Source organism: Enterobacter cloacae complex sp. P14RS (assembly GCF_014895895.1).
GTDB classification, from domain to species: Bacteria; Pseudomonadota; Gammaproteobacteria; order Enterobacterales; family Enterobacteriaceae; genus Enterobacter; species Enterobacter bugandensis.
The window spans coordinates 55,079-77,823 of the sequence record NZ_JADBQM010000026.1 but is presented as its reverse complement, the minus strand read 5'-3'; the positions used below and the strand labels follow the sequence as shown (position 1 = coordinate 77,823).

General features: G+C 53.6%; 23 protein-coding genes. 16 read left to right on the top strand and 7 right to left on the bottom strand.

The genetic code is table 11. From position 1 onward, the window contains the following. Window positions 1-321: 321 nt before the first annotated feature. Window positions 322-990: a YecA family protein gene (locus tag IM295_RS20840; RefSeq protein WP_049001195.1), complete on the top strand. Its 669-nt coding sequence runs from the start codon at window positions 322-324 to the stop codon at window positions 988-990. Between the two features lie 34 nt (window positions 991-1,024). On the opposite strand, the gene tyrP is transcribed toward IM295_RS20840, so the two are convergent. The 3 genes from tyrP to yecR all read right to left on the bottom strand — a co-directional run bounded on the left by tyrP (window position 1,025) and on the right by yecR (window position 3,520). Continuing rightward, complete coding sequence (gene tyrP, locus IM295_RS20835; RefSeq protein WP_193067277.1) at window positions 1,025-2,236, bottom strand: tyrosine transporter TyrP; 1,212 nt, start codon at window positions 2,234-2,236, stop codon at window positions 1,025-1,027. Between the two features lie 245 nt (window positions 2,237-2,481). Further along, a complete protein-coding gene (gene ftnA, locus IM295_RS20830) occupies window positions 2,482-2,979 on the bottom strand; it encodes a non-heme ferritin (RefSeq protein WP_028013664.1) in 498 nt (165 codons plus the stop codon). Between the two features lie 202 nt (window positions 2,980-3,181). Beyond that, a complete protein-coding gene (yecR, locus tag IM295_RS20825) occupies window positions 3,182-3,520 on the bottom strand; it encodes a YecR family lipoprotein (protein ID WP_041909409.1) in 339 nt (112 codons plus the stop codon). Between the two features lie 254 nt (window positions 3,521-3,774). Between yecR and IM295_RS20820 the strand changes: the two genes are divergently transcribed. From IM295_RS20820 to IM295_RS20810, 3 genes are all read left to right on the top strand, one after another. Next, the gene (locus IM295_RS20820) at window positions 3,775-4,413 is read left to right on the top strand and encodes an RpiB/LacA/LacB family sugar-phosphate isomerase (RefSeq protein ID WP_028013662.1); all 639 of its coding nucleotides are present in this window, start codon (window positions 3,775-3,777) and stop codon (window positions 4,411-4,413) included. A 118-nt stretch (window positions 4,414-4,531) separates the two neighbouring features. Continuing rightward, window positions 4,532-4,615, top strand: a complete 84-nt coding sequence (gene azuC, locus IM295_RS20815) for a stress response protein AzuC (RefSeq protein ID WP_014884364.1) — start codon at window positions 4,532-4,534, stop codon at window positions 4,613-4,615. Between the two features lie 109 nt (window positions 4,616-4,724). Beyond that, on the top strand, window positions 4,725-4,976 hold the full coding sequence (locus tag IM295_RS20810) for a DUF2766 family protein (protein WP_008500405.1): 252 nt from the start codon (window positions 4,725-4,727) through the stop codon (window positions 4,974-4,976). Window positions 4,977-5,016: 40 nt separating this feature from the next. On the opposite strand, the gene IM295_RS20805 is transcribed toward IM295_RS20810, so the two are convergent. Beyond that, window positions 5,017-6,360, bottom strand: coding sequence for an anaerobic C4-dicarboxylate transporter (locus tag IM295_RS20805; protein ID WP_193067276.1), 1,344 nt, complete (start codon window positions 6,358-6,360; stop codon window positions 5,017-5,019). Window positions 6,361-6,523: 163 nt separating this feature from the next. Further along, window positions 6,524-7,027: a non-heme ferritin-like protein gene (locus IM295_RS20800; protein WP_028013660.1), complete on the bottom strand. Its 504-nt coding sequence runs from the start codon at window positions 7,025-7,027 to the stop codon at window positions 6,524-6,526. 787 nt (window positions 7,028-7,814) lie between these two features. On the opposite strand from IM295_RS20800, the gene araF reads away from it, so the two are divergent. From araF to otsA, 5 genes are all read left to right on the top strand, one after another. After that, a complete protein-coding gene (gene araF / locus IM295_RS20795) occupies window positions 7,815-8,804 on the top strand; it encodes an arabinose ABC transporter substrate-binding protein AraF (RefSeq protein ID WP_008500409.1) in 990 nt (329 codons plus the stop codon). Between the two features lie 71 nt (window positions 8,805-8,875). Then, on the top strand, window positions 8,876-10,390 hold the full coding sequence (gene araG, locus IM295_RS20790) for an L-arabinose ABC transporter ATP-binding protein AraG (protein WP_028013659.1): 1,515 nt from the start codon (window positions 8,876-8,878) through the stop codon (window positions 10,388-10,390). 14 nt (window positions 10,391-10,404) lie between these two features. After that, window positions 10,405-11,385: an arabinose ABC transporter permease AraH gene (gene araH / locus IM295_RS20785; RefSeq protein WP_032644894.1), complete on the top strand. Its 981-nt coding sequence runs from the start codon at window positions 10,405-10,407 to the stop codon at window positions 11,383-11,385. Window positions 11,386-11,561: 176 nt separating this feature from the next. Then, complete coding sequence (gene otsB, locus IM295_RS20780; RefSeq protein WP_028013657.1) at window positions 11,562-12,365, top strand: trehalose-phosphatase; 804 nt, start codon at window positions 11,562-11,564, stop codon at window positions 12,363-12,365. Beyond that, window positions 12,340-13,764 (top strand): alpha,alpha-trehalose-phosphate synthase, encoded by a 1,425-nt coding sequence (gene otsA / locus IM295_RS20775; RefSeq protein WP_028013656.1) that lies wholly within the window; start codon window positions 12,340-12,342, stop codon window positions 13,762-13,764. The genes otsB and otsA overlap by 26 nt, the downstream gene beginning before the upstream one ends. Window positions 13,765-13,780: 16 nt before the next feature. Here otsA and uspC read toward each other — a convergent pair whose 3' ends face one another. After that, complete coding sequence (gene uspC / locus IM295_RS20770; RefSeq protein ID WP_047362802.1) at window positions 13,781-14,209, bottom strand: universal stress protein UspC; 429 nt, start codon at window positions 14,207-14,209, stop codon at window positions 13,781-13,783. Window positions 14,210-15,004: 795 nt separating this feature from the next. Here uspC and flhD point away from each other — a divergent pair. The 6 genes from flhD to cheW all read left to right on the top strand — a co-directional run bounded on the left by flhD (window position 15,005) and on the right by cheW (window position 20,437). Further along, on the top strand, window positions 15,005-15,355 hold the full coding sequence (flhD, locus tag IM295_RS20765) for a flagellar transcriptional regulator FlhD (RefSeq protein ID WP_028013654.1): 351 nt from the start codon (window positions 15,005-15,007) through the stop codon (window positions 15,353-15,355). 2 nt (window positions 15,356-15,357) lie between these two features. Continuing rightward, window positions 15,358-15,936, top strand: coding sequence for a flagellar transcriptional regulator FlhC (gene flhC / locus IM295_RS20760; RefSeq protein ID WP_013096051.1), 579 nt, complete (start codon window positions 15,358-15,360; stop codon window positions 15,934-15,936). A gap of 123 nt (window positions 15,937-16,059) precedes the next feature. Next, window positions 16,060-16,947, top strand: a complete 888-nt coding sequence (gene motA, locus IM295_RS20755; RefSeq protein ID WP_008500417.1) for a flagellar motor stator protein MotA — start codon at window positions 16,060-16,062, stop codon at window positions 16,945-16,947. Then, window positions 16,944-17,873 carry a flagellar motor protein MotB gene (gene motB, locus IM295_RS20750; RefSeq protein ID WP_028013653.1) on the top strand — a complete coding sequence of 310 codons (930 nt, stop codon included), beginning with the start codon at window positions 16,944-16,946 and terminating at the stop codon, window positions 17,871-17,873. Before motA ends, motB begins: the two co-directional genes overlap by 4 nt. 4 nt (window positions 17,874-17,877) lie before the next feature. Further along, the gene (cheA, locus tag IM295_RS20745) at window positions 17,878-19,914 is read left to right on the top strand and encodes a chemotaxis protein CheA (protein WP_193067275.1); all 2,037 of its coding nucleotides are present in this window, start codon (window positions 17,878-17,880) and stop codon (window positions 19,912-19,914) included. Window positions 19,915-19,933: 19 nt separating this feature from the next. After that, the gene (gene cheW / locus IM295_RS20740; protein WP_014884351.1) at window positions 19,934-20,437 is read left to right on the top strand and encodes a chemotaxis protein CheW; all 504 of its coding nucleotides are present in this window, start codon (window positions 19,934-19,936) and stop codon (window positions 20,435-20,437) included. 44 nt (window positions 20,438-20,481) lie between these two features. Here cheW and IM295_RS20735 read toward each other — a convergent pair whose 3' ends face one another. After that, window positions 20,482-21,741: a dicarboxylate/amino acid:cation symporter gene (locus IM295_RS20735; protein WP_126327016.1), complete on the bottom strand. Its 1,260-nt coding sequence runs from the start codon at window positions 21,739-21,741 to the stop codon at window positions 20,482-20,484. A gap of 431 nt (window positions 21,742-22,172) precedes the next feature. Between IM295_RS20735 and IM295_RS20730 the strand changes: the two genes are divergently transcribed. Next, window positions 22,173-22,745, top strand: a complete 573-nt coding sequence (locus tag IM295_RS20730; protein ID WP_028013650.1) for a spore coat protein U domain-containing protein — start codon at window positions 22,173-22,175, stop codon at window positions 22,743-22,745.

Here is a 22,745-nt window from a genome sequence, read left to right as displayed (position 1 = left end):
CACTAAACGAACGGCATCCTGCGTGATACGGCGAGGTTTCCATGCGCAGCGTCGCGCGAAGAACAGCAAGCAAAAACGTTGCCAGAATGGTTAACCCCTTGACGGGGTTATGACATGTTTGAGTATAGAGCGCCGCGTTATCCCGCCCTGCGCCAGGAGAAGAATTTACAGCGGAGATCACACATCGTTAACAATAAAGCCCATAAGTTGTGCAATGGTCACGATTTGCACACTTTTGCAGCAATAAAGACCTAAACTTCAGCCAGGGCAGGCGTGCGATCTGTGGTAGGATCCTTTCCTTTTTTATCAGGAGTGTCCGCGATGACGGAAGGTCCATTAAATGAAAGCGAAATGGCGTGGCTGGAAGAGACATTAATGTCTTACGGTCATGACGATGCGTCCGTGATTGACGTGTCCGAACTGGACGGCATGCTTACTGCAGTGCTTTCCGGCCCTGTTGTCGTTGAGCCAGATGCCTGGCTGGTGGCGGTATGGGGCGGGGAGAAGTACATCCCTCGCTGGAAAAACGATCGCGAGATGAACCGTTTTATCGATCTCTGCTTTAAGCATATGAACGACATTGCCGAGCGCCTGAGTGAATATCCGGATCAGTTTGAGCCGCTGTTCGGCTATAACGACGTTGACGGTGAGAGTTACACCGTGGTCGAAGAGTGGTGCTATGGCTACATGCGCGGCGTGGCGCTGACGGACTGGTCAGCCTTGCCGGAAACCCTGAAGGCCGATCTCGACGTGATTGCCCTGCACGGAACGGAAGAGAACAGCGAGAAGCTGGATGAACTGTCCGAAGAGGAGTATATCGCCAGCATCGAGAGCATCCAGCCTGCGGCCCTGCGCTTATACAACTACTGGGTGGAGAACCCGCAGCAGCCGGAAGCGAAGAAGCCTGTCGTGAACGGCACGAAAGTGGGGCGTAACGATCCGTGTCCTTGCGGCAGCGGGAAGAAGTTTAAGAGCTGCTGCCTGCACTGATAAAAAAAGGGGCTGATGATAGCCCCTTTTATCTTTAACCCACTTCCGGCAGCATCCCGGCGGCAATCAACACCTGCACCAGAATAATCATTACCCCGCAGCCAAACACAACGCACAGCAGCGGTTTTCCTCCCGCGACGCGATATCCTTGCTGAGGATGCTGCTGACGGCTTTTCCACGCCAGCAGGGAAGGGAGCAGCAGGGCCAGGACAGAGAGCGCCACCCCCGCGTAGCCCAGCGCCATCACAAACCCGCGAGGGTAAAACAGCGCAAACGCCAGCGGCGGTAGGAAGGTAATGGCTCCGGTCTGTAACCGCCCGGCGGCAGTATTGCGACGCTGGAACAGGTCGGCCAGGTAATCGAACAGGCCGAGCGCTACGCCCAGGAACGAGGTCGCGAGCGCCAGGTCGGCAAACAGGTGAACCGCCAGCTCCACGTGCGGCGAGGTGACCACCTCGCGCAGAGACAACAGAAAACCGTTCAGGCCAGCGTGCTGCGCCATCAGCCCGACGAAGGTTGAAGAGTCAATGCTACCCAGCGTCACCAGCTGCCAGAAAATGTAGGCGATCAGCGGAATGGCGCTGCCGATAACAAACACACGACGCAGCTTGCGGACATCGCCGTCCATATAGCTGACGATGCTCGGCACGCTGCCGTGGAAGCCAAACGAGGTGAAAATGACCGGGATGGCGGAAAGCGCCAGCCCTTGCTCCAGCGGCAGCGTCAGCAGGTTCACCTTGTGCACGTGCGGTGCCAGCAGCGCCAGCATGACAACCAGAAACAGAATTTTGGCGCTGAACAGAAAACGGTTAAAGAGATCGACCAGCGATGTGCCCACGCAGACCACGCCGCCGCCAATAAGCGCAAAGAAGATAGCCCCCGTTGCAGGGGTAATGTCAGAGCCAAACCAGTCGTTGACGCTGGAGGCGATTAGCTCCCCGGCACCGCTGATATACGCGGCCGTGAGGGCGTACATTAGGAACATCATGCTAAAGCCGGTGATCCACTGGCCGTAGCGTCCCAGGTAGCGCGCCGCCAGCGAACCCAGCCCGGTATCGGCGGGCACATGCTGGTAAACCTCAAGCAGCAGCAGTGCGGTATAGCACATTAATGCCCAGAGCGTGCAAAGCAGCAGCAGGGTCATCCCAAATCCCACTCCCGCGGCAGCCAGAGGCATTGCCAGCATTCCTGCGCCAATCGTCGTTCCGGCGACGATAAAAATACTTCCCAGGGTTCTGTTCTTCACGCTTTCCTCTACAACGACGCTTAACCGCAACAAAATCTGCGGCGCAGAGTAAGGCAAAAGCGGTAATTCGTCAAACCACCGTTACAAGGCGTGTAATGAAAGGTTTACGTATTGCGCTACTGCCCATCCTGAGTGGGGGCGACGGTCAGGCGTGACGTAAATAGGGCGTATGGGGAATAAAATGCGTGTTTTAATGCAGGGAAAGGTAAATTAACGCGGCGCCGGAAACCGGCACCGCGCTGATATTAATTCTGCGTATCGAGAGTCGACAGTTCTTTATCAATAAAGTAAAGTCCTTCGCCGGATTTACCCACCAGGGATAATTTATCCAGCACGGATTTAAACAGCTTCTCTTCTTCGTGTTGTTCCGCAACGTACCACTGCAGGAAATTAAAGGTTGGATAATCCTGGCCGATCATTGCCGCATGAACCAGTTCGTTAATTTTCTGGGTGATCAGCTGTTCGTGCTCGTAGGTGGCGCGGAACAGTTCGTCGAGAGAATTATATTCAGCAAAAGGCGATGCCACGTTCTCAATGCGCGGCAGGCTGCCCGTATCGGTCAGATAATCAAACAGGCGCTGCATGTGGGTCATCTCTTCCTGGGCGTGACGGCGCAGAAACGCGGCCGCACCTTCAAAGCTGTGATAGCTGCACCAGGCGCTCATCTGCTGGTAGAGAAGGGATGAATAGAGCTCAAGGTTCATTTGTGCATTGAGCTTGTCGATCATTTCAGTTTTCAGCATGGTGGCGCTCCGGATTATTATTACGGGTTCATAATGAGCGACACTATAATTTGTTATTTAATTATTTGCAAAACGTAAAATTAAATATTTGTTCGTTTAAAATACGAATGGGAATAAAACGCATTGGCGATATTTATTTTATTAATGCGAATTATTTTTGTTCTTAGTTAAATAAAGCGCCAGCAAACGCTGGCAGCTTTGATTAATACCAGGGATTATTTGCCTTAGGGTTAACGGCATACCCCATGCACTTATACTGGATAGTAACGCTCTCGTTCAGGCATAAAGAGCCGCTTGTCAGGGTACAGGTTTTGACCGGTTGCCCGTAGGCAGAGGCGGTGGCATAGCCCATGTTCTGACAGGCTTTTACCGCGGTACCGTTATTAACATATTCATCGGACCAGGCGTTTTGCAGCACGGCCTGGCCATAGTCGAGGCGGACAATGCCGTTCGGCGCGTCGAGGCTGCTGATTTCCGCCTGGCGTTTAACGCTGCATCCCGCGAGCAGCAGGACTGTAGCGGCTACGATGGCTCTTTTCATGGTTCGCTCTGAGTGGATGGAAATACGTTATCGTACCCGCAGATGCCCGCTGCAATGCCAGGAATAGCCGGACGATCTACCCTCACTCTTTGCAACGGACGGCGTAGATCCTCCCCTTCACAAAATTGTGAGCGTGCATTGGATTTTTAAAACTCCATTTCATTTACTTTGAAAGTCTGTTTATTTGATGCCAGAATGAACGGGAACAGGTATCCATGGCGGGGAGCGCCCGCAGCGCATTCTGGAGAGACACGATGAAAATTGCACTGATGATGGAAAACAGCCAGGCGGCTAAAAACCCAGTCATATTAAAAGAGCTGAAAACGGTAGCCGATGAAAAAGGGTTCCCGGTTTACAACGTGGGTATGAGCGACGAAAACGATCATCACCTGACCTACATCCACCTGGGCATTATGGCGAGCATTTTGCTGAATGCGAAAGCGGTGGATTTCGTGGTCACCGGCTGCGGCACCGGGCAGGGGGCGCTGATGTCGTTAAACATCCACCCTGGCGTGATATGCGGCTACTGCATCGATCCCGCAGACGCGTTTCTCTTCGCGCAAATCAATAACGGCAATGCGCTCTCTCTGCCTTTTGCCAAAGGGTTTGGCTGGGGAGCGGAGCTAAACGTTCGCTTTATCTTTGAAAAGGCGTTTACCGGCCGAAAAGGGGAGGGATATCCTCCAGAGCGTAAAGAGCCGCAGGTGCGTAACGCCGGTATTCTGAACCAGGTAAAAGCGGCCGTGGTAAAAGATAACTATCTTGACTCGCTGCGCGCCATCGATCCTGAGCTGGTGAAGACCGCTGTTTCCGGCCCGCGTTTCCAGCAGTGCTTCTTTGAAAATTGCCAGGATAAGGCGATCGAGGATTTTGTTCGCAGTATCGTGGGTTAATGCGCACTGCGCAGTTTAAATTGTGATATGCGTCACAAAAATATTGATTTTTGTGACGATGGTCATATTATAGGCACATTGACAATAAAGTTGTATAACAAGTTAATGGAGCATCACAATGAAACTGCGCAAAATCCTGAAAAGTATGTGGGCCAATTACTGCCGCACTTTTAAAGACGTGCCGCCTGGCGCCATGTTCTGATAAAAAAAACCTGCTTCGGCGGGTTTTTTTGTATCCTGCGGCAATGAAGGGCAGATGTCACGGGCCACGTTTTGATACTATGGCGGCCTTTGAATAAGGAGAAACCCCCATGTCACAAAACCTGAGCGCCGATCAGGAACTGGTCTCTGACGTTGTCGCCTGTCAGCTGGTTATCAAGCAAATTCTTGATGTTCTGGACGTTATTGCACCGGTTGAAGTGCGCGAGAAGATGTCCACGCAGCTGAAAAACATCGATTTTGCCAGCCATCCCGCGGCTGCCGACCCGGTGACGCTTCGCGCGATCCAGAAAGCCATCGCGCTGATTGAACTGCGCTTTACGCCGCAGGGCGAGTCTCATTAAAACGCGAACGGGCGACCGCGCGTGTCGCCCGTTGAAAACGTTAAAAGAAGGTCTGGACCAGCAGGTAGCTCGCCGCGCAGGCGCAGCTCACGCCAATTAGCCCCGGCAGAATAAAGCTGTGGTTAATGATGAATTTGCCGATGCGGGTTGTTCCCGAGCGGTCAAAGCCGATGCAGGCTAAATCACTCGGGTAGGTCGGCAGAACAAAATAGCCGTAGGACGCCGGGAAGAAGGCGATCAGCATTTTTGGATCGATGCCCAACATCAATCCCATCGGCGCCACGGCTGTCAGGGCCGCCGCCTGGCTGTTTACCAGCTTCGACACCAGGAAAAGCACGATGGCATACGTCCACGGATGGCTTTTCACCACCCCTTCCAGCGCCAGCTTTAACTCATCGAGATGCGCCTGGAAAAAGGTATCGCTCATCCACGCCACCCCGAACACCGAGAAGATCGCCACCATACCGGCCTTGAATACCGCACCGTTTGAGATGGCTGAGGCATTGACCTTGCAGGCCATCAGCATCACGGCACCGGCAATGAGCATCATCATCTGAATGACGAGGTTCATCGACAGGGCCGTCATTTTACCCTTCAGCTCGAAGGCCGGGCGCAGTTCGGGGAAAGCCCCGAGCAGGACTACCACCGCAATACCGGCAAAGAAAATCCATGTCGACCAGTAGGCCTGCTTCGGAAAACGCTGGTTCATTAACGTCTCCGTGCCGCCATAGATAAACTCGCGCTGTTTGGGATCTTTCAGTTTCTCCTGAAACTCCTCGTCGTCAGCTAAATCTTTCCCCCGACGTAAACTCCACAGGGCCGCGATCGCGACGCCGAAAAGCGAAGCGGGAACCGATACGGCGAGGATTTCCAGGATCCCCCACGCCTGCCCAATCCCATGCTGTGCGGCCAGGATGGAGACCAGCGACACAACGGCGACGGAAACCGGAGACGCGGTGATCGCCATCTGGGATGCCACCGATGCCACCGCCATTGGGCGTTCCGGGCGGATCCCTTTTTTCAGGGCGATATCCGCAATGATGGGGAACATGGTGTAGACCACGTGCCCGGTGCCGCACAGAAAGGTCAGCATCCAGGTGGTAAAAGGGGCGAGAAGCGTGATGTGCTGCGGGTGTTTGCGCAGCAGGCGTTCAGCAAACTGCATCATGACGTTGAGGCCACCCGCGGTCTGCAGGGTAGCGGCACAGCCTATCACCGCGAGAATGGTTAACATGACGTCAACCGGAGGCTTGCCGGGCTGGAGCCCAAAGACAAAACACAAAATAAAAAGGCCAATACCGCTGATTAACCCAAGCCCCATGCCGCCGAAACGTGTTCCCGTCAGCAGGCAGAGGAGAATGACAACAAACTCAATGGTGATCATGCTTTTCCCTCGTCAATGATTATGTAATTAAATAAATCATTACATTTTGCAAGGTTAATCATTGAGAGCGAGATCTGATTTGTTAAATTTCAGCAAAAGCAGAGGGTTGGGGAGATCAGAAGGAACCTGCCTCCCTGAACCAGGGCTAAGGCAGGTTAAACGCTTAGTGGTGCTGCACCGTCACAAGATCGAGCAGGTGGCGGTCGGCTTGCTCCGGGCGTAAACCGGCCTGGCGCGCATTGTGGATCTCATCCGCCAGCGTTTTCAGCAGCATACCGTCCTGCTGCTGTTCTTTATCCATATCGCGTAAAAATTTAAGAGTGATGATGTCATGCTGTGCTCTGGCTTCATCGGCCAGCTTGTTGAGCGTCGTACAGCGCTGCTCATGCTCTTCCAGCGTTTTCTGGAACAGTTCTTCCAGAGAAGAGTAATTTTCGTTGATCCCATCAAGGGCTTTAACAACCGGGTTAGCCCCCGCGGCCTTCAGGAAGTTAAAGACGCGCATCATATGGGTGACGTTGCTTTGTGCCTGTGAACGAAAGAACGTGGCAGAGCCCGTGAGACTTTTTTCAGAACACCATGCACTTAGGTGAAGGTGCAGGTTCGAGGCGTAGAACTCAAGGTTCATCTGCGCGTTAAGTTTTTGCATCATCGTTTGGGTAGCCATACTCATATCCTTATAGACTGTGGGACGTGATGTCCGCTGCTTAACCTGACAGCCAGGCAAATAGGAAGAAAAACAGAATTGCAATTTTTGCAGTGACTAAAATCGATCGAAAATTCACTTCCTGTGTTCGATATAAATAAGCATACCTTTGTCTCAGGATTAAGAAAACTCTTAATTAGGCTGTGTTTACCATACATTACAAAGTTTAATATAGTACAAAAATACAAATATATAGCCACCAAATGAAATTTTATTAAGCTGTTGATATTAAAGGCTAAGTGTCTTTAGGGGGATACTGATTTACTTTCGTGAACATTTAGCCGGAATAATGCTCTGTAAGAAAAATAAATACAGATTATTCATTTCAAATATATGATGCGTTGCTGAATTTGCGCTAAGTCAATTTTAACGGAATAACGCCTTTTCATGATGCTTTCGTTTTTTTGATGAAAAGCATGGATCCCCGTCAGGGGAGAGCCGCAGCGACATCCGCCGTAAGGCATCAGGGATTTCTTAGCTAATCTTATGGATAATTCTGCTTATCCTGCTTTCATTTGTCAGACAATTCCTGCCTTTTTTATGTCATTTTTCGCTGAATTTATGTACGCAATTACTGTAATTCTGCGGTGTGATGGGGCTCTCTTATGGATGATTAATTTCCCGCTAAAACTATCACCAGCAATAACGCTTATGACGAGGTAAGCGCTAATGCCTTGTTTTAAGTCCGATTAAATAAGAAGCACGCAAATCTTCCCTACAGAAAAGAATGCTAAAGCTGGAGTTTACCATGCACAAATTTACTAAAGCGCTGGCAGCCATCGGTCTGGCTGCCGTTATGTCACAATCCGCTATCGCTGAGAATTTAAAACTCGGTTTTTTGGTAAAACAGCCGGAAGAACCCTGGTTCCAGACCGAATGGAAATTCGCTGATAAAGCCGGAAAAGATTTAGGTTTTGAAGTGATTAAAATCGCCGTGCCGGACGGTGAAAAAACCCTGAACGCCATCGACAGCCTGGCGGCCAGCGGCGCGAAAGGCTTTGTTATCTGCACGCCGGATCCAAAACTCGGATCGGCAATTGCGGCGAAAGCCCGCGGTTACGACATGAAGGTTATTGCGGTTGACGATCAGTTCGTTAACGCCAAAGGCAAACCGATGGACAGCGTTCCGCTGGTCATGATGGCGGCGACCAAAATCGGTGAACGTCAGGGGCAGGAGCTTTATAAAGAGATGCAGAAACGCGGCTGGGATGTGAAAGAGACCGCCGTCATGGCCATCACCGCAGACGAGCTGGACACGGCGCGTCGTCGTACGACCGGATCAATGGACGCGCTGAAAGCGGCCGGCTTCCCTGAAAAACAGATCTATAAAGTGCCAACCAAATCTAACGACATCCCGGGCGCCTTTGACGCGGCGAACTCTATGCTGGTCCAGCACCCGGAAGTGAAGCACTGGCTGGTGGTCGGCATGAACGACAACACCGTGCTGGGCGGCGTGCGCGCGACGGAAGGTCAGGGCTTCAAGGCGCCTGACGTTATCGGGATCGGCATCAACGGCGTGGATGCGGTGAGCGAGCTTTCCAAAGCGCAGGCCACCGGCTTCTACGGCTCTCTGCTGCCAAGCCCGGACGTTCACGGCTACAAATCCAGCGAAATGCTCTACAACTGGGTCACCAAAGGGGCTGAACCGCCGAAATTTACCGAAGTGACCGACGTGGTGCTGATTACCCGCGACAACTTCAAAGAGGAACTGGCGAAAAAGGGACTGGGCGGTAAGTAATACGCTGTGATTGTGCCCCTTACTCGCCGTAAGGGGCCAGACGTACACACTACAGGAATCACGGAGTCGTTATGCAACAGTCTAATCCGTATCTCTCTTTTCGCGGCATCGGGAAAACGTTTCCCGGTGTTAACGCGCTGACCGATATCAGCTTCGACTGCTATGCCGGCCAGGTTCATGCCCTGATGGGGGAAAACGGAGCGGGGAAATCCACGCTGCTAAAAATCCTCAGCGGCAACTACGCGCCAACAACCGGCACGCTGGCCATTCGCGGTGAAGAGGTGGCCTTTGCCGATACCACGGCGGCGCTCAACGCCGGCGTCGCCATTATCTATCAGGAACTGCACCTCATCCCTGAGATGACCGTGGCCGAAAACATCTATTTAGGCCAGCTTCCGCACAAAAGCGGCGTGGTAAATCGTTCGCTACTTAATTATGAAGCGGGGCTGCAGCTTAAGCATCTTGGTCTGGACGTCGATCCCCAGACCCCGCTGAAATACCTCTCCATCGGCCAGTGGCAGATGGTTGAAATTGCCAAGGCGCTGGCGCGTAACGCCAGGGTTATTGCCTTTGATGAACCCACCAGTTCGCTCTCCGCGCGTGAAATCGAAAACCTGTTCCGCGTGATCCGCGAGCTGCGCCAGGAAGGCCGCACCATTTTGTACGTCTCGCACCGCATGGAGGAGATATTTGCCCTGAGCGATGCCATCACCGTATTTAAGGATGGGCGCTATGTGCGCACCTTTACCGATATGCAGCAGGTTAACCATGACCAGCTTGTTCAGGCGATGGTCGGGCGCGATCTGGGCGATATCTATCACTGGAAACCGCGCGAGTACGGCCCCGAGCGCCTGCGTCTGGACAACGTCAAAGCGCCGGGCGTGCGGACGCCGGTTTCGTTATCCGTACGCAGCGGTGAGATCGTCGGTCTGTTTGGCCTTGTAGGGGCGGGGCGCAGCGAGCTGATGAAAGGGCTGTTCGGCGGTACACGCATTACCGCAGGGCAGGTCTCCATTGACGGCGAGCAGGTGGATATCCAGAAACCCGCCCACGCAATCAGGGCCGGGATGATGCTCTGCCCGGAAGACCGCAAGGCGGAGGGGATCATTCCGGTGCATTCGGTGCGCGACAACATCAACATTTCCGCCCGGCGTAAATTTATCCGCGCGGGTTGCCTGATTAACGACGGCTGGGAGTCGAGCAACGCCGACCATCATATTCGCTCGCTGAATATCAAAACGCCGGGACCGGAACAGCTGATTATGAATCTGTCAGGAGGAAACCAGCAGAAGGCCATTTTAGGCCGCTGGCTGTCGGAGGATATGAAGGTCATTTTGCTGGACGAGCCGACGCGCGGTATCGATGTGGGCGCAAAACACGAGATTTACAACGTGATATATGAACTGGCAAAACGCGGCGTGGCGGTGCTGTTCGCCTCCAGCGATCTGCCTGAGGTGCTTGGCGTTGCTGACCGCATTGTAGTGATGCGCGAAGGCGAAATCGCCGGTGAATTACTTCATGAACAGGCGAATGAACAACAGGCGTTGAACCTCGCCATGCCTAAAGTCAGCCAGGCTGTCGCCTGAGTAAGGAGTTAATGATGTCCTCTGTTACTACATCCGGAGCGCCGAAGTCGGCTTTTAGTTTTGGACGCATCTGGGATCAGTACGGCATGCTGGTGGTCTTTGCCGCACTCTTCATCGCCTGTGCAATCTTCGTCCCTAATTTTGCCACCTTCATTAATATGAAAGGGCTGGGACTGGCGATTTCCATGTCCGGCATGGTGGCCTGCGGCATGCTCTTCTGTCTGGCCTCCGGTGATTTCGACCTGTCGGTGGCCTCGGTTATCGCCTGCGCGGGCGTCACCACGGCGGTGGTGATCAACATGACGGAAAGCCTGTGGATTGGCGTTTTTGCCGGTCTGTTGCTTGGCGTGATCAGCGGTCTGGTGAACGGTTTTGTTATCGCACGCCTGAAGATTAATGCCCTGATTACCACGCTTGCAACGATGCAGATAGTCCGCGGTCTGGCCTATATCATCTCCGACGGTAAAGCGGTAGGGATTGAAGACGAGCGCTTCTTTACGCTGGGCTACGCCAACTGGCTGGGCCTGCCTGCGCCTATCTGGCTCACCGTGGCCTGCCTGATCCTGTTCGGCTTCCTGCTGAACCGCACCACCTTTGGTCGTAACACGCTGGCGATCGGCGGCAATGAAGAAGCGGCCCGTCTGGCAGGGGTGCCGGTTGTACGCACCAAGATTATTATCTTCGTGCTCTCCGGGCTGGTCTCCGCCGCGGCGGGGATTATTCTGGCGTCGCGTATGACCAGCGGCCAGCCAATGACGTCTATCGGTTATGAGCTGATCGTCATCTCGGCGTGCGTTTTAGGGGGCGTTTCCCTCAAGGGAGGCATCGGAAAAATCTCATATGTGGTGGCCGGTATCCTGATTTTGGGCACGGTGGAAAACGCCATGAACCTGTTGAATATTTCGCCGTTCTCTCAGTACGTCGTGCGCGGCCTGATCCTGCTGGCAGCCGTGATTTTCGACCGTTACAAGCAAAAAGCGAAGCGTACCGTGTAACCCCAGCGCTGACTTTTTATTGCTCAACTAATAACCATAGTTGACCCCTGAACCGCCTCGCCAGTTTTGCTGGCGGGGCGGTTGTCAAATGGCGAGGCCCATCACACTGTCTATACTTACATGGCTATGAAAGAGGTAAAGGCGTTTACCTCTCGTAAACCGTAAGGAGGATTAGGGTGGCTGACTTGTTAACCGCACCGCCTGTACTGCCCGGAAAATATGCTTTCTTTTTTGACCTCGACGGGACGCTCGCCGGGATCCAGCCGCATCCTGACGACGTGGTCGTACCGGATACGGTGCTAGAGAATTTGCAGCAGCTCTCTCGATTGAACGAGGGCGCATTGGCATTGATTTCAGGGCGCTCAATGGCCGAGCTGGACGTGCTCGCCAGTCCTTACCACTTTCCGCTGGCCGGTGTACACGGAGCGGAGCGCCGCGATATCCATGATCAACTGCATGTTGTATCACTCCCCGATACCTTAATTCAGGCGTTACATACTGAACTCTCCTCGGCGCTGGCGTCGCTCCCGGGCACGGAACTGGAAGCGAAAGGCATGGCGTTCGCCTTGCACTATCGGCAGGCTCCGCATCACGAAGCGGCGATCTTTGCGATTGCCCGCAGCGTGGCCGATGCACATCCGCAGCTCGCGCTGCAGCCGGGGAAGTGCGTCGTTGAGATAAAACCTGAGGGCATCAATAAGGGAGCCGCTATTGCGGCGTTTATGGCGGAACCGCCATTTAAGGGACGTACACCGGTATTTTTTGGCGATGACCTGACCGATGAGGCCGGTTTTCGCGTGGTGAAACAGGCCGGAGGGATCGCCGTCAAGGTAGGGCCTGGTGACACTGTCGCAGAGTGGCGTCTGGCGAATGTCGAGGCCGTCTGGCAGTGGATTTCTGATATCGCTAACCAGCAACAACAACAAATAGCGCAAAACAAAGGGGGAAACCATTATGGGTCGCTTAGTCGTCGTCTCTAACCGAATTGCACCGCCTGATGATAAAAAAGCCAGTGCAGGTGGCCTGGCGGTAGGGGTATTAGGTGCCTTAAAAGCTGCTGGCGGGCTGTGGTTTGGCTGGAGCGGTGAAATCAATGAACAAGAGAAACCGCTTAAAAAGGTAACGCGCGGGAACATTACGTGGGCATCATTTGCGCTCAAAGAGAAAGACTATGACGAGTATTACTCGCAGTTCTCCAACGCGGTCCTGTGGCCTGCGTTTCACTATCGTCTTGACCTGGTGAAATTCCAGCGTGAATCCTTCGAGGGCTACTCGCGGGTGAATGCGCTGCTGGCGGATAAACTGCTGCCTTTAATTGAGGAAGACGATATTTTATGGATCCACGATTATCATCTGCTCCCCTTCGCCAGAGAGCTGCGTAAAAGGGGAGTCAATAACCGAATTGGCTTCTTCCTGCACATTCCGTTCCCGACGCCGGAAATTTTCACCGCGCTGCCGCCGCATGAAGAACTGCTGGAGGCGCTGTGTGATTATGACCTGCTGGGCTTCCAGACCGAAAATGACCGTCTCGCGTTCCTAGACTCCGTGTCAGGCAAAACGCGCCTGGTAACTAACGGCGGCAAAACCCATACGGCGTGGGGCAAAACCTTCCACACCGAGGTCTATCCGATTGGTATTGAACCCGACGAAATTGCGGAACAGGCCTCGGGCCCGCTGCCGCCGAAGCTGGCCCAGCTTAAGAATGAACTCAAGCATGTGAAGAATATCTTCTCGGTAGAGCGTCTGGATTATTCCAAAGGGTTGCCGGAACGCTTCCTGGCGTATGAAACGCTGCTGGATAAATACCCTCAGCACCACGGTAAAATCCGCTATACCCAGATCGCGCCAACGTCGCGCGGGGAAGTGCAGGCCTATCAGGATATTCGTCATCAGCTGGAGACCGAAGCGGGGCGCATCAACGGGCGCTACGGCCAGCTGGGCTGGACGCCGCTCTTTTATCTGAATCAGCATTTTGACCGTAAGATCCTGATGAAGGTCTTCCGCTACGCCGACGTTGGCCTGGTTACGCCGCTGCGCGACGGGATGAACCTGGTGGCAAAAGAGTACGTGGCGGCTCAGGACCCGGCGGATCCGGGCGTGCTGGTACTTTCCCAGTTTGCAGGGGCAGCGAACGAACTGACCTCAGCGCTGCTCGTTAACCCTTACGATCGGGATGATGTGGCAAATGCCCTCAACCGCGCGCTGACCATGCCGCTGACGGAGCGAATTTCCCGCCATGCCGAAATGATGGAGACGATCCGGAATAACGATATAAATCACTGGCAGGCGCGTTTTATTCAGGATCTACGCGAAATAGCCCCGCAAAGTCACGAAGGCGATCTGCAAAAAAAGATCGCGACCTTCCCTAAACTCGCCTGATATTCCTCTGGGGGGGTTAAGCCCCCCCAAGCGGCACTAACAGCACGTCAACCTGGCTTGAGGCGATAATAGATTTTGCCGCGCAGGTAGCCCTCGATATAAAGCTGTGGTTATGGTTCCCGCAAATCACTAAATCAATATTCTGCTTGCGGCACATATCAAGAATATGGGCATTCAGTTCCCCCGTCGCAATAACGGTTTCATCAATGGGGTACTCTGCTTTTTCGACAAGCTCTCGCAGAAACTGCTGCGTTTCCTCCTGCAAAACCTCACGAATATCTTCCAGCATCGGGGCCGCCAGTTGATTGTACATCTCGGGCTCGGCCGCGAGGGTAATGAGGCTGATGCGCGCATTATGCGGCCGGGCGATGGATACGGCCCGGGCGACAAGCTGGTGGCTTTCGGGGGAAACGGCAACAGAAACAAGAAGATGGGAGTAACTCATGGCGCACTCCTTAGATGCCTAACAGACAGCGTTTCATCACCATTACCGCGAATTTCCTGGTTTCGCAAGACTTGAATACGACATTAGTGTGAAGCTTATCATAATTATTCATTAATTATTCTTATAAGAAGAATAACTGATAAATGCGCCTAAATGAAAAAAATTAACAACTTAACGTAAGTCACACAAATCCTCGCTTTCACTATTAAATCGTTCTAACAAGTTATAAACGCATTTCGAATGATCACGCAATGAAACAATTTTTTTGCCAGAAATGCATAACTGTATGTTTTATCAAAGTAATCAAAATGTGTCCCTGACGCATACGCGATGTAAACGATTGCTGATACCGCACGCACGGGTAAAAGCACATTGCGTGCCACTTATTCTCACGCGTATGCATGAGTATTCGTCGATTAAGAATACAAAACAGTGCTGATTGCTTAAAAAATGAGCAAATTAGAAGTCATACTGATGGATTTATGGGTAACATTCACTTAAATTGTGTGACGTGGATCACATTTTTTTTAAATTTGAGGGTGGCTGCATTGTATGTGTCAAATCTGGCGAGTAGAGTTTGCGTCGAATTAGGAAAAATCTTAGTTATTTGTAAGAAATGATAAAACCTGTAAGAGATGTAACCGCGTTGCATTCCTTACGCGTTTGGATGAATACAAACCTAGATTCAACTATGCATTTAGCCTTTTCTTTTTTATACCGGGTGATTTCCCGGCGACATCACGGGGTGCGGTCTTTCCGCATAAAAATAATAGTTGGTTATTCGGGATGGGAACAATGCATACATCCGAGTTGCTAAAACATATTTATGACATCAATTTGTCATATTTACTGCTCGCGCAGCGTTTAATTAGTCAGGACAAAGCGTCCGCGATGTTTCGTCTGGGTATTAACGAAGAAATGGCAACCATGCTGGGTGGATTAACCCTCCCGCAGATGGTAAAACTGGCGGAAACGAATCAACTGGTGTGCCAGTTCCGTTTTGATAATCCGCAGACGATAACGCGTCTGACGCAGGAATCCCGCGTGGACGATCTGCAACAGATCCATACCGGTATCCTGCTCTCCACTCGCTTGCTTAGCGACATCAGTCAACCTGATGACGCAGCCCGTAAGAAAAGGGCCTAGCAATGAGCGAAAAAAGCATTGTTCAGGAAGCGCGTGACATACAGCTGGCCATGGAGCTGATTACGCTGGGTGCTCGTTTACAAATGCTGGAAAGCGAGACTCAGTTGAGCCGTGGTCGCCTCATCAAACTGTATAAAGAGTTACGCGGTAGTCCCCCGCCGAAAGGCATGCTGCCGTTTTCTACGGACTGGTTTATGACCTGGGAGCAGAACATCCACGCTTCCATGTTCTGTAATGCCTGGCAGTATCTTCTCAAAACCGGTTTGTGTAGCGGCGTAGACGCCGTGATCAAAGCGTACAAACTTTACCTTGAACAATGCCCACAGCAGGAAGAAGGCCCTCTGCTGGCGCTGACCCGCGCATGGACGCTGGTGCGTTTTGTTGAGAGCGGAATGCTTGAACTGTCGCGCTGCAATTGCTGCGACGGCAATTTTATTACCCATGCTCATCAGCCTGCAGGCAGCTTCGCCTGTAGTTTATGTCAGCCGCCGTCCCGCGCAGTAAAAAGACGTAAACTTTCCCGGGATGCTGCCGATATTATTCCACAACTGCTGGATGAACAGATCGAACAAGCTGTTTAACCCGAACGTGTGGGCAAGATTCCAGCAGCGGTAAGTCATTACCGCTGCTTTTTTTTACCCCGCAAACGGTAAACGCTGCGAGCTGGACGTCCTTGCCATAGTCACTAGCGGAAGGATGATGTCGTGCTTATCTTATTAGGTTACCTGGTAGTTCTCGGTACAGTTTTCGGCGGTTACATGATGACCGGCGGGCACCTTGGAGCACTCTATCAACCGGCTGAACTTATTATCATCGGCGGCGCAGGGGTAGGGGCTTTTATCGTTGGCAACAACGGTAAATCGATCAAGGGCACGTTGAAGGCAATTCCATTGCTGTTCCGTCGCTCGAAATACACCAAAAGCATGTATATGGATCTGCTGGCGCTGCTCTATCGCCTGATGGCGAAGTCGCGTCAGCAGGGGATGTTCTCGCTTGAACGGGATATTGAAAACCCGAAAGAGAGCGAAATTTTTGCCAGCTATCCGCGCATTCTGGCGGACGCCATGATGCTGGATTTCATCGTCGATTACCTGCGTCTCATCATCAGCGGCAATATGAATACCTTCGAAATCGAAGCGCTGATGGACGAAGAGATCGAAACCCACGAAAGCGAATCTGAAGTGCCGGCCAACAGCCTGGCGCTGGTGGGCGACTCCCTTCCGGCGTTTGGTATCGTGGCGGCGGTCATGGGGGTGGTACACGCCCTGGCCTCGGCGGACCGTCCGGCGGCTGAACTGGGCGCGCTGATTGCCCATGCGATGGTGGGCACCTTCCTCGGTATTTTGCTGGCTTATGGTTTTATCTCTCCGCTGGCAAGCGTGCTGCGCCAGAAAAGCGCGGAAACCACCAAAATGATGCAGTGCGTGAAGATCACGCTGCTCTCTAACCTCAACGGTTACGCGCCACCGATCGCGGTTGAATTTGGCCGTAAAACGCTTTACTCCAGCGAGCGTCCGTCGTTTATCGAGCTTGAAGAACACGTGCGCGCGGTGAAAAACCCAAACCAACAGACGACAACTGAGGACGCATGAAAAACCAGTCCCATCCGATCGTCATCGTTAAAAAACGCAAGCACAAGGGCGGCGGGCACGGTTCCCACGGCTCCTGGAAAATCGCGTACGCCGACTTTATGACCGCAATGATGGCGTTCTTTCTGGTGATGTGGCTGATCTCCATCTCCAGCCCGAAGGAGCTTATCCAGATTGCCGAATATTTCCGTACCCCGCTGGCGACGGCGGTGACCGGTGGGCCGCGTATCTCTAACAGCGAAAGCCCGATCCCCGGCGGCGGCGATGATTACACCCAGCAGAAGGGTGAGGTGAAAAAAGAGCCGAACATCGACGAGCTGAAACGCAAGATGGAGCAGGCGCGTCTGAAAAAACTGCGTGGCGATCTCGACCAGCTGATTGAAGCGGATCCTAAACTGCGCGCGCTGCGGCCGCACCTGAAAATCGATCTGGTCCAGGAAGGGCTGCGTATTCAGATTATCGACAGCCAGAACCGCCCGATGTTTAAAACCGGGAGTGCGGAAGTTGAGCCGTACATGCGCGATATTTTACGCGCCATTGCGCCGGTGCTGAACGGCATTCCTAACCGCATCAGCCTTTCGGGCCACACGGATGACTTCCCGTACGCCAGTGGAGAGAAGGGATACAGCAACTGGGAGCTTTCTGCCGATCGTGCCAACGCCTCGCGTCGCGAGCTGGTGGCAGGTGGGCTTGATGATGGCAAGGTACTGCGCGTGGTCGGCATGGCAGCAACCATGCGGGTCTCCGACCGCGGGCCGGATGACGCCATCAACCGTCGTATCAGTCTTTTAGTGCTGAACCAGCAGGCGGAGCAGGCCATCCTGCACGAAAACGCCGAAAGTCAGAATGAGTCACTGGACGATTTAAAACAGCCTGGGGCCGTCCCTGCGGCTGCCGTTCCAACATCGCCACCAGCCAATCCGAGGTGATAGCGTGAGCATGGATATTAGCGATTTTTACCAGACATTCTTTGATGAAGCCGACGAACTGTTGGCGGATATGGAGCAACATTTGCTCGATCTGGTGCCCGAAGCACCGGACTCCGAGCAGCTCAATGCCATCTTCCGCGCGGCGCATTCTATTAAAGGCGGAGCCGGAACGTTTGGATTTACCATCCTGCAGGAAACGACCCATTTAATGGAAAACCTGCTTGATGAAGCACGACGCGGTGAGATGCAGCTCAATACCGACATTATCAACCTGTTTTTGGAAACCAAAGATATTATGCAGGAACAGCTCGACGCCTATAAAAGTTCGGCAGAGCCTGATGCCGCCAGCTTTGAATACATCTGCAATGCGCTGCGCCAGCTCGCCCTGGAAGCAAAAGGTGAGGTCGCTGCAGCCGTTGTCCCTGCGGCAAAGCTGAGCGTTGTCGATGCGGTTGCTGCTGAAGAGGCCGCGCCAGCCGCTGCGCAAGCGGGCAAGCTGCGCGTTGTGCTGTCACGCCTGAAAGAGAGCGAAGTTAACCTGCTGGAAGAAGAGCTGGGTAACCTGGCGAAATTAAGTAACGTAGTGAAAGGCAAAGACAGCCTCGCAGCGACCCTCGATGACGGTATCAGTCAGGACGATATCGTGGCGGTGCTGTGCTTTGTCATTGAAGCCGACCAGATCGCCTTCGAAACGGAAGCCGCCGCGGTAGCAGCTCCGGCTGCAGAAGAAGAGGTTGCTGCCGTTGCCCAGGCCGCCGCACCGGCTGTGGCCCCAGCGGCCCCGGTGCTGAAGGCGGTGCCAAAAGAGGCCGCGGTGCCTGGCCGTGGTGAAAAACCGGCCGCGCGCTCCAGTGAGTCCACCAGCATCCGTGTCGCCGTTGAGAAGGTTGACCAGCTGATTAACCTGGTTGGCGAACTGGTGATCACCCAGTCCATGCTGGCGCAGCGTTCTAACGAACTCGACCCGGTCACGCACGGCGATCTGATCACCAGCATGGGCCAGCTTCAGCGTAATGCCCGCGACCTGCAGGAATCGGTCATGTCCATCCGCATGATGCCGATGGAATATGTCTTCAGCCGCTTCCCGCGCCTGGTGCGCGACCTTGCCAGCAAGCTAAATAAGCAGATTGAACTGACCCTGATGGGCAGCTCAACGGAGCTGGATAAGAGCCTGATCGAGCGCATCATCGACCCGTTAACGCACCTGGTGCGTAACAGCCTCGACCACGGTATTGAACTGCCTGAAAACCGCATTGCCGCCGGGAAATCCCCGGTAGGGAATCTGATCCTCTCTGCGGAACATCAGGGCGGGAACATCTGCATCGAAGTGACCGACGACGGCGCGGGCCTTAACCGCGAGCGCATCCTGGCGAAAGCCATTTCACAGGGCATGGCGGTGAATGAAAACATGACCGACGAAGAAGTGGGCATGCTGATCTTCGCGCCGGGCTTCTCGACCGCCGAGCAGGTGACGGACGTTTCCGGACGCGGCGTCGGCATGGACGTGGTGAAACGTAACATTCAGGAGATGGGCGGCCACGTTGAGATCCAGTCTAAACAGGGCTCCGGCACCACCATCCGCATCCTGCTCCCGCTGACGCTGGCGATCCTCGACGGCATGTCGGTCAAAGTCGCGGACGAAGTCTTCATTCTGCCGCTGAACGCGGTGATGGAATCCCTCCAGCCGCGTGAAGAAGATCTGCATCCGCTGGCGGGCGGCGAGCGCGTCCTCGAAGTGCGCGGTGAGTACCTGCCGCTGGTCGAGCTGTGGAAAGTGTTTGAAGTGGACGGGGCGAAGACCGAGGCCACGCAGGGTATCGTGGTGATCCTGCAAAGCGCGGGCCGTCGCTACGCGCTGCTGGTCGATCAGCTGATTGGTCAGCACCAGGTGGTGGTGAAGAACCTCGAAAGCAACTACCGCAAGGTGCCGGGTATTTCTGCTGCCACCATTCTGGGGGATGGTAGCGTAGCGCTGATCGTCGACGTGTCGGCGCTTCAGGGATTAAATCGTGAACAACGTGTGGCGTACACAGCCGCCTGATTAAGTAGAAGGTAATAACATGACCGGTATGAGTAATGTAACGAAACTGGCGGGCGAGCCATCAGGGCAGGAGTTCCTGGTATTCACTTTGGGCGATGAGGAGTACGGCATCGATATCCTGAAAGTGCAGGAAATTCGTGGTTACGACCAGGTTACCCGCATCGCTAACACGCCAGCGTTTATTAAAGGTGTCACCAACCTGCGCGGCGTGATTGTGCCAATCGTGGATTTGCGCGTGAAGTTCAGCCAGGGTGACGTTGACTACAACGACAATACCGTCGTGATCGTCCTGAACCTGGGACAGCGCGTGGTGGGTATCGTGGTGGATGGCGTATCTGACGTGCTTTCCCTGACCTCTGACCAGATTCGTCCTGCGCCGGAGTTTGCGGTCACGCTGTCGACCGAATACCTGACCGGCCTGGGGGCGCTCGGCGAGCGTATGCTGATTCTGGTGAACATCGAAAAGCTGCTGAACAGCGAAGAGATGGCGCTGCTGGATATCGCGGCGAATCACGTAGCGTAAAACAAAGCCGGGTGACGCTGACGCCACCCGGCTTTTTCATGCCATTATGCTTCCTGCTTTACCAGCTCAGCTTCAGCTTCCCGCGCACCTTCATTCTGCGAGAGCATCGCCGTCGCAATCCCGTTCCCCAGCACGTTAATCGCGGAACGCCCCATATCCAGGAAGTGGTCGATCCCCATCAGCAGCAGAATACCGGCGACCGGAATGTTAAAGCTTGGGATCGTCGCGGCCAGCACCACCAGCGAGGAGCGCGGCACGCCCGCAATGCCTTTTGACGCAAGCATCAGGGTCAGCATCAGAACCGTCACTTCAGAGAAGCTCAGATGGATGTTGTACGCCTGCGCAATAAACATCGAGGCAAACGAGCAGTACACCATCGACCCCACCAGGTTGAAGGAGTAGCCAATCGGCAGAACGAAAGAGGCGATGTTGCGCGAGCAGCCAAAGTGCTCCAGCTGCTCCAGCGTTTTAGGGTAGGCCGCTTCAGAGCTGCTGGTGGTGAACGCGACCAGCACCGGATCTTTCAGCATGCTGACCAGGCGGAACACCTCTTTTTTCAGCACCATGTAACCCACGGCCAGCAGCACCATGCAGGTGAGAAGAATGGCAACGTAGTAGCCGCCAATAAAGGAGGCGTAGTTCAACAGGATGCCCAGACCCTGCGTGGCAATGACGGAGGAGATCGCCGCGAAGATGGCCAGCGGCGCAACATACATCACATAACCCGTTACCTTCAGCATGATATGGGAAACCACATCCAGTGCGGCCACCAGCGGCGCGTTGAATTTCTGCCCCAGCGACGCGCCGCCGATGCCGAAGAACATCGAGAACACCACAATCTGCAGGATCTCATTGTTCGACATCGCCCCCGCGATGCTGGTGGGAATGGTGTGAGACAGGAACGCTTTCAGCGTCATCCCGCCCACGGCCAGACCGGTATCCACCGCCTCGGTTGGAATAGTCAGGTTCAGGCCGCTTCCCGGACGCTCCAGCGTAACGATAAACAGTCCGACCAGAATAGAAAGCACGGATGAACTTATGAACCATACCATCGCTTTGCCGCCCACCCGGCCTATGGTGGAGGTTTCTCCCAGCTTCATAATGCCTACGGTCAGCGTGCTGAAGACCAGCGGCGCAATAACCATTTTGATCAGACGGAGGAAAATATCGGTCAGAAGGGTAATATTATCCGACCAGGCTTTGATGGCATCCGCAGATGCGTACTCGTGAATTGCCGCCCCTGAAAGAATACCCGCCAGCATGAATATCACGATGAAGAGTGTAAGTTTGTTTGCACTTGCCACGAAAAAAGACCCTCTATGCGCTATCAGATGTCGCCCGCGCCGATACATATAAATTTTTAATTACTGCACGGGAAAATATTCGGCACATAAATTGACGCAAAGCGTAGGGGGTTACAACAAGTTTTTAAGTTTTATTGATTTTGTTGTTGGTGGCATAACGATATATTGTGATGGTGATCACACTATAAGGGATATATTCTCTTCTGAAAAAATAAAAATGCGGCCAAAATAATTTTAATTCATTGTTATTTATAAGAATATTAAGTCAATAGGACACAAGGATTATGCGTTTTGGGGCGGGTGGTGGAAGCGATATCCGTAAACTAAATTCTCATTAACCCCTCTCAGAGGAACCTTAAGCGGGGCTAACATCTTGAACAGCATAAATAAAATGTGGCAAGGGAACGCGTTTGACTTCCGGAGGGTGGAAAATGAAAAGAAAACGCCTTTTAATCTGCGCTGGCGCGTTACTGGCGGCGACAACGGTACATCCTGCGCTGGCCGTGACCAGCAGCGGCACCATCGGTGCGACGCTGACCCTCACAAACGGGTGTCTGATTAACGGATCGCCCACGCAAAACGGTATTAACTTCGGGACACTCGATTTTGGTACCCATCCCGCCACGTTTTCCACGCTGACCACCCAGCTCACCGGCGCCAGCGGCGGGAATACGTTCACCATTCAGTGCACCACCGCCAGCTATACGGTGGCGATCACCGGCAACACGAACTCCACCGCACCCGGTACCGTGGTCGGCACGCCGGGCACGCCTGCGCGCTATCTGATCAATACCGCCAATGCGGCGCAGGGCGTGGCTTACAGTCTGTACAGCGACAGCGGATTTAACAACGTCATCGCCAACAACGCGGCGCTGCCGGTCGCGTCGACGGCGGGCGGGGTCAACAGCTACACCCTTTACGGGCGCATCACCGGCGGCGGTAACAGCGTCACGGTGGTGCCGGGCACTTATACCGACACGATCAACGTCAGCGTCACCTACTAG

What these genes read in the sequence shown, in the direction of transcription:
- flhC (WP_013096051.1), top strand. Translation starts at nt 15,358, where the DNA reads ATGAGCGAAAAAAGCATTGTTCAGGAAGCGCGTGACATACAGCTGGCC.
- IM295_RS20810 (WP_008500405.1), top strand. Translation starts at nt 4,725, where the DNA reads ATGTCACAAAACCTGAGCGCCGATCAGGAACTGGTCTCTGACGTTGTC.
- IM295_RS20805 (WP_193067276.1), bottom strand. Translation starts at nt 6,360, where the DNA reads ATGATCACCATTGAGTTTGTTGTCATTCTCCTCTGCCTGCTGACGGGA.
- araF (WP_008500409.1), top strand. Translation starts at nt 7,815, where the DNA reads ATGCACAAATTTACTAAAGCGCTGGCAGCCATCGGTCTGGCTGCCGTT.
- uspC (WP_047362802.1), bottom strand. Translation starts at nt 14,209, where the DNA reads ATGAGTTACTCCCATCTTCTTGTTTCTGTTGCCGTTTCCCCCGAAAGC.
- ftnA (WP_028013664.1), bottom strand. Translation starts at nt 2,979, where the DNA reads ATGCTGAAAACTGAAATGATCGACAAGCTCAATGCACAAATGAACCTT.
- araG (WP_028013659.1), top strand. Translation starts at nt 8,876, where the DNA reads ATGCAACAGTCTAATCCGTATCTCTCTTTTCGCGGCATCGGGAAAACG.
- otsA (WP_028013656.1), top strand. Translation starts at nt 12,340, where the DNA reads ATGGGTCGCTTAGTCGTCGTCTCTAACCGAATTGCACCGCCTGATGAT.
- IM295_RS20800 (WP_028013660.1), bottom strand. Translation starts at nt 7,027, where the DNA reads ATGGCTACCCAAACGATGATGCAAAAACTTAACGCGCAGATGAACCTT.
- araH (WP_032644894.1), top strand. Translation starts at nt 10,405, where the DNA reads ATGTCCTCTGTTACTACATCCGGAGCGCCGAAGTCGGCTTTTAGTTTT.
- motB (WP_028013653.1), top strand. Translation starts at nt 16,944, where the DNA reads ATGAAAAACCAGTCCCATCCGATCGTCATCGTTAAAAAACGCAAGCAC.
- azuC (WP_014884364.1), top strand. Translation starts at nt 4,532, where the DNA reads ATGAAACTGCGCAAAATCCTGAAAAGTATGTGGGCCAATTACTGCCGC.
- IM295_RS20840 (WP_049001195.1), top strand. Translation starts at nt 322, where the DNA reads ATGACGGAAGGTCCATTAAATGAAAGCGAAATGGCGTGGCTGGAAGAG.
- IM295_RS20820 (WP_028013662.1), top strand. Translation starts at nt 3,775, where the DNA reads ATGAAAATTGCACTGATGATGGAAAACAGCCAGGCGGCTAAAAACCCA.
- cheW (WP_014884351.1), top strand. Translation starts at nt 19,934, where the DNA reads ATGACCGGTATGAGTAATGTAACGAAACTGGCGGGCGAGCCATCAGGG.
- IM295_RS20730 (WP_028013650.1), top strand. Translation starts at nt 22,173, where the DNA reads ATGAAAAGAAAACGCCTTTTAATCTGCGCTGGCGCGTTACTGGCGGCG.
- yecR (WP_041909409.1), bottom strand. Translation starts at nt 3,520, where the DNA reads ATGAAAAGAGCCATCGTAGCCGCTACAGTCCTGCTGCTCGCGGGATGC.
- flhD (WP_028013654.1), top strand. Translation starts at nt 15,005, where the DNA reads ATGCATACATCCGAGTTGCTAAAACATATTTATGACATCAATTTGTCA.